Below are 11,995 nucleotides of genomic sequence, written 5' to 3' on the forward strand. Positions count from 1 at the left end.
TAGACCTCCTGAATCTGCCGTCAACCGTTAATTTCAGTTTTCTATCAATGCACCGAAAAAGCCTGCTTATATATAGACGCACCGTCAACAGATACGCAGCATACGGTCCATCGCCTAAAACAACGCCTTCGGATGATGCCTCACAATGACAGCCCAACTTCCTGGATCCCGGCCCTTGCCCGGCTCCCGAATACGCCCTACCCCAGCGCCCCTGCTCAATCCAGGCGAGACCGTGGTGCTGTTCGACGGCGTCTGCAAGCTATGCAACGGCTGGGCGCGTTTTCTGATTCGCCACGACAACAAACAGCGAGTGCGCCTGGCGGCAGTGCAATCGCCAGAAGGTCAGGCCTTGCTGGCATGGGCCGGTCTCCCGGTGGACGAATTCGACACTATGGCGGTGATCCGCGACCAGCATTACTGGGTGCGCTCCGATGCGTTCTTCGAAGTGATTGCACAACTGCCGGCTCGTTGGTCGCTGGTCAGGCTTCTGCGAGTTTTCCCACGAGCACTTAGAGATTGGGCCTACGACCGCGTCGCACTGAATCGCTATTGGATCTTCGGCAAGTACGACAGCTGCCTGTTACCCGACCCCGATCACGAACGTCGCTTTCTCAAGTCGCCGGTGTGAATGCTCAGCTACAACATCAACTGCAGCCACTGCCCCGGCGTCATCCTCGTCACCATCATCAGCACGATCACGAACATTCCCAGAAACCCGCAAACGCCCATCCAGAACCACTGCCGATAAACAGCCCGGTAATCAGCATCAAGCCCCGCCCCACATTGCACCGCGTCCGCCGCCATCCCTTGCAGACGTTTCTGCAGCAACAGCACCGGCAACCAAAGCGAGCCCACTACAAAGAACAGGATCAGCGACATCAGCACCCAGTCCGTGGTCAACGGCAACCCGGAAAGCCTTGTCAGCCAATAACCCGTCGCGATCTGGATGAAGCCTGCCGGCGTGGTGATCCAGGCGTCATAGCGCACGACCATTCTCGCCACATGCGCAATCACGTGCGGATTGGCCGTGCGACTGGTGGCGATCAGGTACAGATAGGAACCCATGCCGAAGCCGAAGAGGAAAATCGCAGCGATGACATGCACGTACTTCACGCTCAGATAAAGCATGCTCAACGCATCCCGTCAGAGAAAATCACGGACAGGCCAAGATTCTGCGGATCGTTGATCGCTGCCATGTATTCGTCGACGCTGATCTCACCAACACATGGACGAGCCCCCGGTTCGGGTAAATAACCTCCTGCGATCTTCGCGGCCAGAGCGACGGCAGCACAACTAGGGATCTCCGGCCCCTTGTCATTCAGCGCGGTCAGTTGCGCCATCATCGACAACGGCTGGTCGTTCAAACCGACACCTCGCGCATCTATATACATTGCACTTTTGCCATCACCGAAACGCTCAAACCATGTCCCCCAGCGATGCAACCGGGCCGCCCACACCCTGTGGTCACGCACCAGCCCTTTCCTCATCCCCAGTGCAAACAGATAATTGGCCACGCCGCCGAGCTTGAGGCCAGCGCCTGCCTTGAAACTCAACGTGTGCGCACCAAACCGGCTGGCAAAGATGTCCATGTCCGGCACATCAACATTGGCCAGCGCACGAGTGCCCAGGTTCTGCAGCTTGCGCAAGGTCAGGTCTTCCCAGCCCATCACCTCATGCACTTGACCATTGCGCAGTTGGCGGATCGGTTTGCCCGCATACGCCAGCACGCCCTCGATTGTCGACAACCCCGGCATTTTCGCTGACGAGGAAATGCCGTGCTCGATCGAGTCGATGCGTTTGAAGTGATGGCGCTGCTCATCGATGATCGCCGACGACAGCGTCGGCACCGAACTGCAACCACTGAGGATGACGACACCGGCCTCTCTCGCCCGTGCATCGAGTACGCCGATGCCATTGACGAACGTCCGGCAGTCCGCCAGATCGCAATAGTTGACGCCCGCCTCGATGCAGCTTTCGGCCACCGCATAGGATTGCCCCTGGAACGGGCCGCCCGTGTGAATCACCAGTTGAATATTCATTGCGCGCAGAGCAGCGGTGAAACCGGCGCCCATCGCATCACCACACCAGCGCTCGCAGCTCGCCCCCAACTCAGCAACCTTGCGCTCCAGCTTCTGCGGATCGCGCCCCGAGATCGCCAGTTCGACGCCCGGCATGTCGATCAGATGCCGACAAACGATACTGCCAAAGTTTCCATACCCGCCAACCACCAACACCCTGAGTGCCATCAACGCTTCCCTGAACAATTCAACAACTGACCCGTAACCGGATTCGGCGCAGCTTCCCTGATATCACCGGGCCAGGCAAGACAGCATCGGTAAGAGTTAGCGCCATGTCGGCCAGATCGATTCCAGTCACCGGCATGACATGCAGCGCTGGCGACGGCCATATCAACTTGTACGATGTCTTATCACAAGGTATTACTACGTCTCCTCAACAAAAATAAAACCACGGAGATCGCTACATGGACTCATTCCTGTCCGCCAAGCCTGAAAGCCTTGATCAAGCGAAAGGCAATACCCGCCGCAGTTTCCTGAAAAAGTCGCTCGCTGTTTCCGCCACGCTCGCCACTGTCGGCAGCGCCGCACTGCCCCGCTTCTCCGATGCCGCCGAACCCTTGAGTCAGCGCTACCCTGATCCACTGATTCATATCCTCGACGACAGTTTCCTGGAGCTACGCGTTTTCAACGCCAGTGTTGAAAAGCTCGCCACCGGCATGCGCTGGGCCGAAGGACCGGTGTGGGTCGGTGATGGCCGGTATCTGTTGGTCAGCGACATCCCCAATAATCGCATCATGCGCTGGGACGAAATCACCGACTCCTTCACGGTGTACCGCGAACACTCAAACTTCTCCAACGGCATGTGCCGGGATCGACAAGGGCGTCTGATCGTTTGCGAAGGCTCCACCACCACTAGCGAAGGGCGCCGCATCACGCGCACCGAACACAATGGCACGATCACCGTGCTGGCCGACAGTTTCGACGGCAAGCCCTTCAACTCGCCCAACGACATTGTCTGCAAAAGTGATGGCTCGATCTGGTTCACCGACCCGCCATTCCAGACCGGCAACAACTACGAAGGCCACAAAGTCACCCCGACCCAGCCCCACGCCGTGTACCGCATCGACGGTGAGAGCCAAAAAGTCACTCGGGTAATCGACGACCTCAACGGCCCCAACGGCCTGTGCTTTTCTCCCGATGAAAAGACCCTGTATGTCGTCGAAGGTCGCGCCAAGCCCAATCGCCTGATCTGGGCGATTACGGTGAAAGACGACGGCACCCTGGGTGAACGCCGCAAGCACATCGAAGGCTTGGACTATGCCGCGATTGACGGCATCAAGTGCGACGAAGCGGGCAACCTGTGGTGCGGCTGGGGCGGTAATGGTGATCCCAAGGCCGACCTGGAAAAACTCGACGGCGTGCGTGTTTTCAACTCGCAGGGCAGGGCCATCGGGCACATTTCGCTGCCAGAGCGCTGCCCGAACCTGTGCTTCGGCGGGCGCGAAGGCAATCGACTGTTCATGGCCAGTAGTCACTCGATCTACTCATTGTTTGTGAATACTCGCGGGACTACGTTTGCGTTGTAAAACCGACGTTGGTCTAACGATAGTTCCGTGAGTAGCGAAACAAGATCCTGCCGCGCATCCGAGGCTGCGCGGTGACGATCCTTGTCGCTGAATTGTCGTTCGATAGCATGCCGCCCTGTATCGACGGCGCCGCCCAAGGGAGACGTCAGAGTGCCTGGCCCTTGGCTATGCAATACGCGTTGACGAACGTTGCCGTGTGCTGCAAAGCCTGACGTATATCCGGTTTGGCTATTCCATGCCTGTTGGCAAATTGCTCGACCGCCGCGGTGTTGAAACGAGTGGTCTGGATAAAGTCCAGGGCTTCGGGTTTTGTATTCAAAAACCACGCGACCGGAGGAATACTCAGTAGCCACTTCAGCAGTCGGAGTGAAATATGATGTTTGGGAGACTTCAAGCCCAAAGGTTTAGCCACCTGTGCCAGGAGTTCTCGCAAGTTTGGCGTTTGATCATCAAGCGCCAGCAGTTCCTCGCCCACCATGGCAGGATCAAAAGCACAAACAGCCACCAGTTCGACCAGATAATCCACGGTGACCAGTGGCAGCCAGTGCTCGGCGGTACCGGGCACCGCAGTCAGCTTGCCCTGCACCAGGTTGCGTATCAGCGCCACCAGCGGCTGACCGTCAACGATATGCCCGGTGCGGCTGTGGCCACAGACCGTCGCAGGGTGGACAACGGTCATCTCACCCCCCTTGGCGGACATGACCTGCTGGGTCGCAAAATGCGCCTCCAGCTTGCTTGCCTCGTATCCACCGACACGTCGGTAAACGGCGGGCCAGTTCGTCAACTCCGGCTGACGAGGATCAATGCCGATGCGTTGCAGATGTTCATGATTGTTCAGCATGTAGCCGCCGATCATCACTAAACGGCTTTTTTGCTCAGCCGCCAACAGCGCCACACGCTTTGCCCCCTCCACATTCACCGCACGAGACTGCTCCATCGAAAGCCCCCATGCGAAGTGAGCGCCCAGATGGAATATGACGCTGGCGCGCCTCAGCACCTCCTGATCAGCCAGGCTCAGCCCGAGATTGTCCTGTTCCAGATCGCCAGCCACGGCAAATACCCGTGTCGCGCACCCGCCTAAACTATCAACTTGCTCGCGCAACGCAGCCAGCCGCTCCGGGCGACGCATCAATACCCGAAGGGTGTGACCTTTTGCACTCAGGTTCGCCAGCAAATGTTGACCGATGAAGCCGGTCCCCCCCGTGACAAAGCACTCCACGCTCATTTCCCTGTTCCTTGTTGAAGGTGAGAAATCAAGCGTAAAGTATCGACCCAACTCTACAGTCAAGCGGTGTTTTCATGAAAATCGGCGAACTCGAGGCTCGCAGCGGCGCCAGCCGTCATACGTTGCGTTACTACGAGCAAATCGGCCTGATCTCACCGCTGCGGCAAACCAACAACTATCGTGTCTACACCGAGCAAACCCTGCAGGATCTGGACTTTATCCAGCGCGCGCAAAGCATGGGATTTTCCTTGGGGGAAATAGGCGAGATTCTGGATGCGCAGCGCAACAAGCTGATCGACTGTGCTGACGGCGCGAAGCTGATTGAAAAGAAGATGGCCGAAATCAAACAGAAAATTGCCAACCTCCAAAGCATCCATCGGTATCTGGATGTAGAGCGTGCGGCCCTCGAAGCGAGTGCTGCCAGGCAACTTGAGCTTCAACAGTCGAGCGACGCTGCCAATCATTGAACCTACGGCAAATGCCGTGGGGAGGCTCCTGCGCAAAGTGTGCCGTGCCTACAACATCCTGCGCCACAACGGTGTGCCGCTGGGCAAGGCGGATTATGTGCAGCACATGTTTGCGTATCTAAGGAAGTAATTGCAGCGCGAGCTTCGGGTCAATCAGGATTGACCCGGAGTTTTTGCAGAAGAAACGCCAGTGACTCCACCGCCCCTTGATAACTCCGCGTTGAACGCTGCGTATCCCATGACATGGCATCGTCCACACAGAAATCGCCAACGCATTCCATGCTCAAATCCTCATCGAGCAGTCCGAGCGGAATCCACACGTAAGGCGATTCGCGAAGTGGGTTGGGCACGGTCGAGCCGCACTGTGCGCAGAAGTCGTTTCTGTAGCCGCTGGGTTTGACCCAACTGTTGATCGCGTCCTGCCCTGCGTCCCAACGAAAGTCCCGAGCGCTTACCAGAGTGGCGAGGTTGAACCCGACACCGGTTTGTTTGCGGCACAGTGAGCAGTGGCAGCGATAGAAAAAGCGCGGTTCCACTGAGAGGGAAAAGCGTACTGCCGCGCAAAGACACTGCCCTGTTGTCATGGGGACCTCCTTGGAAAAACGATCGATCAGGCGCTGGCGTCAGGTTTAGAAACAAGCGCGCCGGCAGAACCTCAGGTTACAGACAGAATGTATTGCGCCAAGCGTTGACAGAGATTTGAATGGAATCGTCTATCGAGATGGCGATCCCTCCTTTTGCGCTCAAAGCCTAAATCAGCTTTTCGACCAAAACCGTGTCCGCCTCGATAGACATATCGCCAAAATCGCCCTCGAGAGATAGAACGTTTTCAACAAAGCTGATCCCTTCCAGCTCTCCGAGGATGCGAGAATTTTGAATGTGCAGAGCACCGAGACTGATGGGCAACTCTGCGCCATCGATATTCCACGCCGTCAGTTTGCATCGGCATCCGTCCTTCAGGCTGACGACCATTTCGAAACAGCGATGTGCCTGATCCAACGTGAACGATAAAACGTCGCTACTTTCGAGCGCTTGTACATCCATACTGAGCTTCTTATGTTTAAAAGCGCATTCTAACGATCTGCGAGGCCCCGGCCATGACTCAGATAAAAAAACCCGAAGACGCTCCCGCCGCATTCCAGGTAGCCTGGAACGCTCACGACATGGCGGCACTCGGAGCTCTGTTCGATCCGCAAGCGACGTTCGTCAATCGTTTCGGCCACTTCGTTCGGGGCGTCGAGCAGATCGTTGCGCTGCACGCGCCCATTCACCAGACGATCTATCGTGACTCCACTCTTGAGAATGAACTGATCGATATCGACCCTGTTGCTGACGGGGTGGCGATCATTCACTTCTGGAGTCGTTTGTCGGCCGGTGCTGCGCATCCGGCCGGAGCGCATGTGGTGGATACGCTGATTCTCGCGGTGCTGATCAGGCAGAACGAAGCTTGGCGCATCAGAGCGCTGGAGAATGTGACCCTGACCAACCCGCGCACAGGTGAAGCCACCTTGCGTGATTAGCAGTAATCCGTTTCAGCGCACCGCAAAAGGTTTTTCGCTGCATGCTGCATCCGTTTCACTCCCTGCTCCGTACATTCAACACCCTCATTCGAAGGGTCGAAGAATCAAGGAGACGCACCATGCACATGCTCATCAAACGCCTTGCTGTCGCTTGCTTTACCCTGCTCTGCCTCGGAGCCGGATCCAGCTTTGCTGCCGATACCGTGATGGTTGGCGGCGCGGCCATGTATCCGACCAAGACCATCGTCGAAAACGCAGTCAACTCCAAGGATCACACGACCCTGGTCGCTGCGGTCAAGGCCGCCGGGCTGGTGGATACGCTCAACAGCAAGGGCCCGTTCACCGTCTTCGCCCCCACCAACGAAGCCTTCGCAAAACTGCCCGCCGGCACGGTCGATACATTGGTCAAGCCTGAACACAAGGCGGACCTGACCAAGATCCTGACTTACCACGTCATCGCCGGCACTCACACGGCTAAACAGTTGATGGACGACGCCAAAATGCACGGCGGCAAAGTGATGCTGAAAACCGTCCAGGGCGAATCGCTGACCGTGATGTTGCACGACGGCAAGCTGTGGGTGCAGGACGCCAAAGGTGGAAAAGCTGCCGTCACCATCGCGGACGTCATGCAATCCAATGGCGTGATTCATGTGGTCGATACGGTGCTGATGCCGAATTGACTGGCTGACGTTGGCGGGCTCTCGTCAGAACGTCCGCCAACGTCAAGATTGAAATGCCTTGCGACTCACGCCGAACGCTTTTCCACCCAGCGCCGATATTGCCGGGTGCGAAACGCCATGGCGATCTGCTGCAAAATCAGCGCGCGTAACGGTGACACCCCCGGATCAGGCTTTTTCGCCCGACTGAGTTTACCCAGCTGAAACTTCACCACCGCCATGTTCGCCAAGGCCGCAATGGCCTTGTTTTTCCAGGTGATCGGCGGCAATTGCGGGGCGTTGTCCTTGCCCTGCAGCCAGTCACGCGGCAGGTACGGATCGATGGCCAACGCGGTACCGATGCCGACCATGTCCACACCACTGTGCACGACGCTTTCGGCAACCGGACGACGGCGGATGCCGCCGGTGACCATCACTGGCATTTTGGCAACGGTCTGAAGGTCCCGGGCAAATTCGACGAAATAGGCCTCGCGAGCCAGAGTTCGACCATCGCGCGCCTCACCTTGCATGGCCGGAACTTCGTAGCTGCCACCGGACAGTTCCACCAGATCCACGCCCAGATCGTTGAGCAGTTCAACGACCTTTTTCGCATCGTCAGCGGTGAATCCGCCGCGCTGGAAATCGGCGGAATTGAGTTTGACCGCCACCGCAAATTGCGCGGAAACCACGGCTCTGACTGCCTTGACGATCTCGACCAACAACCGCGCACGGTTCTGCAGAGAGCCGCCCCACTCGTCCGTCCTTTGATTGGTCAGTGGCGAGAGAAACTGGCTCAACAGATAGCCATGAGCGGCGTGGATTTCCACCCCAGTGAAGCCGGCCTGTTCACCGAGGCGTGCGGTGTGCGCAAAACGCTGAATGACGTCCTCAATCACACTGGCGGTCATGGCGTGCGGCGTGGCGAAACGCTTGGACAGTTTGCCCAGCTCCAGCGGCACCGCTGACGGCGCCCAGGTTTTCTGCCCGAGGTTGGACTGCATCTGGCGCCCCGGATGATTGATCTGCAACCAGAACTGCGCACCGGCAGAACGGCCGATCCGCGCCCAGCGCTTGAACTTCTCGAGTTGCTGATCATCCTGCAGCACCACGCCGCCCGGCCCGGTCATGGCGCGGCCGTCGACCATCACGTTGCCGGTGATAATCAGCCCGGCACCACCGTCGGCCCATGCCTGATACAGACGCATCAGTTCTGCAGAGGGCGCCTGCTCGGCGTCGGCCATGTTTTCCTCCATGGCGGCTTTGGCGATGCGGTTCTTGATGGTCGAACCGTTGGGTAAGGTCAGGGGGTCGAACAAGCTCATGGGGCGGTCCTCAACTGGAGATGAGGCCACCATAAGATTGAAGTCAACTTTAAGGTCAATGACTTTTTTCAAGGTCATTCAATGTTGATTTCGCTGACTGATGCGTTGCTCCTGAGGAGATTGCCAAGCAGCGTTATTGCCTTGCCCAATCAGCTTCAGACGCTAGCGTTAAAGTCAGGTTGAGGGTCAAGCAATGGCATCGACGCAAATTATTCGCAGCAGCGGGGGTTGACCTTAAAGTGAGGTTTAAGGTGAGCATGCGCCGACCTGCTTGCTCGATGGAGCCCGGATGATGCTCAAGACCCTTGTTTCCTCTGCCCTGTTATTGATAGGTGGTGCTTTCATGACGTTTGCAAATGCTGAGTCGGCGGCTATCAAGGATCGCCAGATCCTGGTGATCATGACCAATCACGCCAGCTATCCCTCTCGAACCGATACCACCGGGTTGTGGCTGACCGAACTGACCCACTTCACCGATGTGGTGGAAGCCGCCGGCTACACCACCGTGTTTGCCAGCCCCAAGGGTGGCGCGGTGCCTCTGGACGAACGCAGTCTGGGGTGGTTGTACATGGACAAGGCTGCGCGGGAGCACTTGCAGTCCCCTGCGTTCCGCGCGCGCCTGGCCAATACGCTGCCGATCGCCGAGGTCGATCCGTCCCGCTTCGGCGTCATCTACTTCACCGGGGGCCATGGCGTCATGTGGGACTTTCCCGACAACCCTGACCTGCGCCGTGTCGCCGAAACCATCTACAACCAGGGCGGCATCGTGTCGGCCGTGTGCCATGGCGTAGCGGGTCTGCTGGATCTGAAGGACAGCCAAGGCCAATTGATCATCAAGAACCGAAACATCACCGGTTTCTCCGACCGCGAAGAGCTGCTCTCGGGCATGAAAAATCAGGTGCCATTCTTTCTTGAGGACCGCTTGGTGAGCCAGGGCGCGCACTACCGCAAGGGCTGGCTGCCGTTCACTTCGTTTGCCATTACCGATGGAAGGCTGGTGACCGGCCAGAACCCTCAATCGCCCAAGGCCGTGGCTGAAGCCGTGATGGCGGTGCTCGCTGGCGACCACACAGCTCGCTGAACCTTCAAGTAGCTCCTACCCGGAGAAAGACCGATTGAAACTCGCAAGCACCGTATTGACAGGATTGCTGTTCAGCTCAATGGTCAACCATGCGTTGGCCGATGGCAGCCTGTCGAACTACTTGCGCGACTTGAAGCTGGGGAAAATGCTCAAGTACGAATATGTCCCTGAGTTCCAGAGTGCACTCTATGCGCCAAAACCGCTTGCCACGCTGGTTGGCAATCGCTGAAAGCGGTAACGCCCGTCAGGCTCTGGATGTCTGACGGGCGTTTGCTTTTCTTGCCGCAGCTGCTGGCTGCTTGTCGGGCGCAGAAGCCACGCCTTCTTCGCACAGCCGTTGGATCAGCCTCTGCGCATTGTCCGCACACGCCATCCCCGCAGGTTTGCCCTCGATCCCTTTGATGACCAGCAGCAGTTGTTCCTTGTTCTGCGCCAGCCGTTGCTGCAGGACTTCGATTTCTTCGACCTTTTGCTTCAAGCCACTGAGCAACTGGTCATGCTGCCAGCCACTCGCGTTCATCGGCATCAACTGACGGATTTCCTCCAGGGAGAAACCTGCCGCCTGCGCGCCGGTGATGATATGCAACACCCACTGTGTGTCGGGGGCGTAATCGCGATAGCCATTGGCTTTGCGCGCGACCGAAGTGATCAACCCGCTCGCTTCGTAGAAGCGGATACGCGATGGCGCCAGTCCGCTGATTTTCGCCAGTTCACCAATTCTCATGTCCGACTCCGCAAGCCCGTTAACCTTGAAGCTGACTTTAAACCTGAAAGCCGCCAGCGCCAACATGCCAGATCACGCCAGCAACTCGGTAATCCACTGAACCTGCCGCGCAATGTCTTGCAGCTTCTCCTCGGGCACAGCCTGGCGCGCCTGTTTGAGACTGTTAAGGGTTTTCTGTTTCTGCCTTAACAAGCGCTGCCATTTGGCGATGAATGCCGGGCTGCGCGTCTGCATCAGCAACGGGCCGAAGTACAACTGTTCGGCGCTGTAGCTCAGCGGTGCGCCGCGCTCGGCGACGATGATTTCGTAGAAGAAACGGTTTTCCTGCAGCACTTCCTCATCGAGGATGCGGTAGCCGTTGTCCATCAGCCATTGGCGCAGGGGTTGCTCGCCGCCGTTGGGTTGCAGGATCAGTCGTTCGTGCCCGCGCAGGTGCGCCTTGCCGCTGTCGAGGATGTCGCGAATCGTCTCGCCGCCCATGCCGCAGAGGCTGATCGCGGTGATTCCGTCATCAGGCTCGATCGCCGCCAGACCACTGGCCAGACGCACGCTGATGTGCTGCTGCAGATCGTTGTCGCGCACCGTGCGCACCGCGGCATGGAACGGCGTCAGCGCCACCTCGCCGGCCACCGCCGCAACGATGGCGCCACGGCGCATCAGGGCCACCGGCAGATAGCCGTGATCCGAGCCGATATCCGCCAAACGCGCGCCGGCCGGTACATGCGCCGCCACCCGCTCCAGTCGCATGGACAATGTGTGTTCGTTCAACTGCCGCCCTCTTCACCAGCCATCGCCGGCGCTGCTGGCCGGACAAGGGGCGCGACTCTAGCGGGCAATGATGGGTATTTCAAATCCGGGCAAGCACCTTACTGCGTTGGTGTGACCAGTGGCTGCAGAGGCAAGGCTTCAACGGCTCAACCACCTAGCCACTGCGTCGATTCACGCTTACCATACCCACAACTCGTATTACCGCGGCTGCTGACAAACTCGCCAGGGCGCGCCAACTGGGCATGAGCTATCCCATCCGCACCACCCGCCAATTGCTGGATCAAGTGTGACCAATCTCCTGTTCGTGTGCAGCCGCAACCAATGGCGCAGTCCGACGGCGGAGGCGATCTGGCGCCGTCGGCCCGGTTTCGAAGCCCGCTCGGCAGGCACCAGCCCCAACGCCCGCAAACCGATCGGCCCGGCGGATATCCGCTGGGCCGATGTCATCTTTGTCATGGAACGCAAGCACCTCAATCGCCTGCAAGCCGAATACGCCCGATTACTTGAACACAAGCCGATCCACACGCTGGATATTCCAGATGACTATCGCTTCATGGATCCCGAGCTGGTGGACATTCTTGAGGACGCCGTGAAGCCTTATCTCGAGCCTCGGGCTTAGTGCTCAGGC

At 58.2% G+C, this 11,995-nt stretch carries 15 protein-coding genes and 2 pseudogenes; 9 read left to right on the top strand and 8 right to left on the bottom strand.

The window, feature by feature from the left end:
* Positions 1-175: 175 nt before the first annotated feature.
* On the top strand, positions 176-628 hold the full coding sequence (locus AC3WMV_RS27285; RefSeq protein ID WP_097087819.1) for a thiol-disulfide oxidoreductase DCC family protein: 453 nt from the start codon (positions 176-178) through the stop codon (positions 626-628).
* A gap of 8 nt (positions 629-636) precedes the next feature.
* On the opposite strand, the gene AC3WMV_RS27290 is transcribed toward AC3WMV_RS27285, so the two are convergent.
* Both AC3WMV_RS27290 and AC3WMV_RS27295 read right to left on the bottom strand, forming a co-directional pair.
* Entirely contained in the window at positions 637-1,128 is a 492-nt protein-coding gene (locus tag AC3WMV_RS27290; protein ID WP_103369715.1) for a DUF2269 family protein, read from the bottom strand.
* A 2-nt stretch (positions 1,129-1,130) separates the two neighbouring features.
* The gene (locus AC3WMV_RS27295) at positions 1,131-2,246 is read right to left on the bottom strand and encodes a saccharopine dehydrogenase family protein (protein WP_103369716.1); all 1,116 of its coding nucleotides are present in this window, start codon (positions 2,244-2,246) and stop codon (positions 1,131-1,133) included.
* A 236-nt stretch (positions 2,247-2,482) separates the two neighbouring features.
* On the opposite strand from AC3WMV_RS27295, the gene AC3WMV_RS27300 reads away from it, so the two are divergent.
* Complete coding sequence (locus AC3WMV_RS27300; RefSeq protein ID WP_103369717.1) at positions 2,483-3,604, top strand: SMP-30/gluconolactonase/LRE family protein; 1,122 nt, start codon at positions 2,483-2,485, stop codon at positions 3,602-3,604.
* A gap of 145 nt (positions 3,605-3,749) precedes the next feature.
* On the opposite strand, the gene AC3WMV_RS27305 is transcribed toward AC3WMV_RS27300, so the two are convergent.
* Complete coding sequence (locus tag AC3WMV_RS27305; RefSeq protein WP_103370543.1) at positions 3,750-4,829, bottom strand: SDR family oxidoreductase; 1,080 nt, start codon at positions 4,827-4,829, stop codon at positions 3,750-3,752.
* A 74-nt stretch (positions 4,830-4,903) separates the two neighbouring features.
* Here AC3WMV_RS27305 and AC3WMV_RS27310 point away from each other — a divergent pair, with 74 nt between their 5' ends.
* Together AC3WMV_RS27310 and AC3WMV_RS27315 are read left to right on the top strand one after the other, a co-directional pair.
* Entirely contained in the window at positions 4,904-5,296 is a 393-nt protein-coding gene (locus AC3WMV_RS27310; protein WP_096797698.1) for a MerR family transcriptional regulator, read from the top strand.
* A gap of 43 nt (positions 5,297-5,339) precedes the next feature.
* A pseudogene (locus AC3WMV_RS27315) lies at positions 5,340-5,426 on the top strand (DUF1993 family protein); the annotation flags it as partial.
* Positions 5,427-5,445: 19 nt separating this feature from the next.
* Here AC3WMV_RS27315 and AC3WMV_RS27320 read toward each other — a convergent pair.
* Both AC3WMV_RS27320 and AC3WMV_RS27325 read right to left on the bottom strand, forming a co-directional pair.
* Complete coding sequence (locus tag AC3WMV_RS27320) at positions 5,446-5,880, bottom strand: GFA family protein (protein ID WP_103369719.1); 435 nt, start codon at positions 5,878-5,880, stop codon at positions 5,446-5,448.
* A gap of 166 nt (positions 5,881-6,046) precedes the next feature.
* Positions 6,047-6,340, bottom strand: coding sequence for a hypothetical protein (locus AC3WMV_RS27325; RefSeq protein WP_097087833.1), 294 nt, complete (start codon positions 6,338-6,340; stop codon positions 6,047-6,049).
* 53 nt (positions 6,341-6,393) lie between these two features.
* Between AC3WMV_RS27325 and AC3WMV_RS27330 the strand changes: the two genes are divergently transcribed.
* Positions 6,394-6,816 (top strand): SgcJ/EcaC family oxidoreductase, encoded by a 423-nt coding sequence (locus tag AC3WMV_RS27330; protein ID WP_097087835.1) that lies wholly within the window; start codon positions 6,394-6,396, stop codon positions 6,814-6,816.
* 119 nt (positions 6,817-6,935) lie between these two features.
* The gene (locus AC3WMV_RS27335; RefSeq protein ID WP_103369721.1) at positions 6,936-7,496 is read left to right on the top strand and encodes a fasciclin domain-containing protein; all 561 of its coding nucleotides are present in this window, start codon (positions 6,936-6,938) and stop codon (positions 7,494-7,496) included.
* A gap of 65 nt (positions 7,497-7,561) precedes the next feature.
* Here the strand turns inward: AC3WMV_RS27335 and AC3WMV_RS27340 are convergent, their stop codons facing one another.
* Positions 7,562-8,794 carry an NADH:flavin oxidoreductase/NADH oxidase family protein gene (locus AC3WMV_RS27340; protein ID WP_103369722.1) on the bottom strand — a complete coding sequence of 411 codons (1,233 nt, stop codon included), beginning with the start codon at positions 8,792-8,794 and terminating at the stop codon, positions 7,562-7,564.
* Positions 8,795-9,083: 289 nt separating this feature from the next.
* Here AC3WMV_RS27340 and AC3WMV_RS27345 point away from each other — a divergent pair, with 289 nt between their 5' ends.
* Complete coding sequence (locus AC3WMV_RS27345) at positions 9,084-9,875, top strand: type 1 glutamine amidotransferase domain-containing protein (protein WP_103369723.1); 792 nt, start codon at positions 9,084-9,086, stop codon at positions 9,873-9,875.
* A gap of 94 nt (positions 9,876-9,969) precedes the next feature.
* Positions 9,970-10,104, top strand: a pseudogene (locus AC3WMV_RS27350) (acetoacetate decarboxylase (ADC)); the annotation flags it as partial.
* Positions 10,105-10,119: 15 nt separating this feature from the next.
* Here the strand turns inward: AC3WMV_RS27350 and AC3WMV_RS27355 are convergent.
* Together AC3WMV_RS27355 and AC3WMV_RS27360 are read right to left on the bottom strand one after the other, a co-directional pair.
* Entirely contained in the window at positions 10,120-10,599 is a 480-nt protein-coding gene (locus tag AC3WMV_RS27355; protein WP_096797692.1) for a MerR family transcriptional regulator, read from the bottom strand.
* A gap of 72 nt (positions 10,600-10,671) precedes the next feature.
* Positions 10,672-11,367, bottom strand: coding sequence for a tRNA (adenine(22)-N(1))-methyltransferase (locus AC3WMV_RS27360; protein WP_103369724.1), 696 nt, complete (start codon positions 11,365-11,367; stop codon positions 10,672-10,674).
* 286 nt (positions 11,368-11,653) lie between these two features.
* Here AC3WMV_RS27360 and AC3WMV_RS27365 point away from each other — a divergent pair, with 286 nt between their 5' ends.
* The gene (locus tag AC3WMV_RS27365) at positions 11,654-11,986 is read left to right on the top strand and encodes a low molecular weight protein tyrosine phosphatase family protein (protein WP_096797690.1); all 333 of its coding nucleotides are present in this window, start codon (positions 11,654-11,656) and stop codon (positions 11,984-11,986) included.
* Positions 11,987-11,995 lie beyond the last annotated feature (9 nt).

The sequence above is a fragment of the Pseudomonas sp. FW305-3-2-15-E-TSA4 genome, assembly GCF_058787295.1.

What these genes read in the sequence shown, in the direction of transcription:
- AC3WMV_RS27355 (WP_096797692.1), bottom strand. Translation starts at nt 10,599, where the DNA reads ATGAGAATTGGTGAACTGGCGAAAATCAGCGGACTGGCGCCATCGCGT.
- AC3WMV_RS27290 (WP_103369715.1), bottom strand. Translation starts at nt 1,128, where the DNA reads ATGCTTTATCTGAGCGTGAAGTACGTGCATGTCATCGCTGCGATTTTC.
- AC3WMV_RS27330 (WP_097087835.1), top strand. Translation starts at nt 6,394, where the DNA reads ATGACTCAGATAAAAAAACCCGAAGACGCTCCCGCCGCATTCCAGGTA.
- AC3WMV_RS27335 (WP_103369721.1), top strand. Translation starts at nt 6,936, where the DNA reads ATGCACATGCTCATCAAACGCCTTGCTGTCGCTTGCTTTACCCTGCTC.
- AC3WMV_RS27325 (WP_097087833.1), bottom strand. Translation starts at nt 6,340, where the DNA reads ATGGATGTACAAGCGCTCGAAAGTAGCGACGTTTTATCGTTCACGTTG.
- AC3WMV_RS27320 (WP_103369719.1), bottom strand. Translation starts at nt 5,880, where the DNA reads ATGACAACAGGGCAGTGTCTTTGCGCGGCAGTACGCTTTTCCCTCTCA.
- AC3WMV_RS27340 (WP_103369722.1), bottom strand. Translation starts at nt 8,794, where the DNA reads ATGAGCTTGTTCGACCCCCTGACCTTACCCAACGGTTCGACCATCAAG.
- AC3WMV_RS27305 (WP_103370543.1), bottom strand. Translation starts at nt 4,829, where the DNA reads ATGAGCGTGGAGTGCTTTGTCACGGGGGGGACCGGCTTCATCGGTCAA.
- AC3WMV_RS27295 (WP_103369716.1), bottom strand. Translation starts at nt 2,246, where the DNA reads ATGGCACTCAGGGTGTTGGTGGTTGGCGGGTATGGAAACTTTGGCAGT.
- AC3WMV_RS27310 (WP_096797698.1), top strand. Translation starts at nt 4,904, where the DNA reads ATGAAAATCGGCGAACTCGAGGCTCGCAGCGGCGCCAGCCGTCATACG.
- AC3WMV_RS27345 (WP_103369723.1), top strand. Translation starts at nt 9,084, where the DNA reads ATGATGCTCAAGACCCTTGTTTCCTCTGCCCTGTTATTGATAGGTGGT.
- AC3WMV_RS27300 (WP_103369717.1), top strand. Translation starts at nt 2,483, where the DNA reads ATGGACTCATTCCTGTCCGCCAAGCCTGAAAGCCTTGATCAAGCGAAA.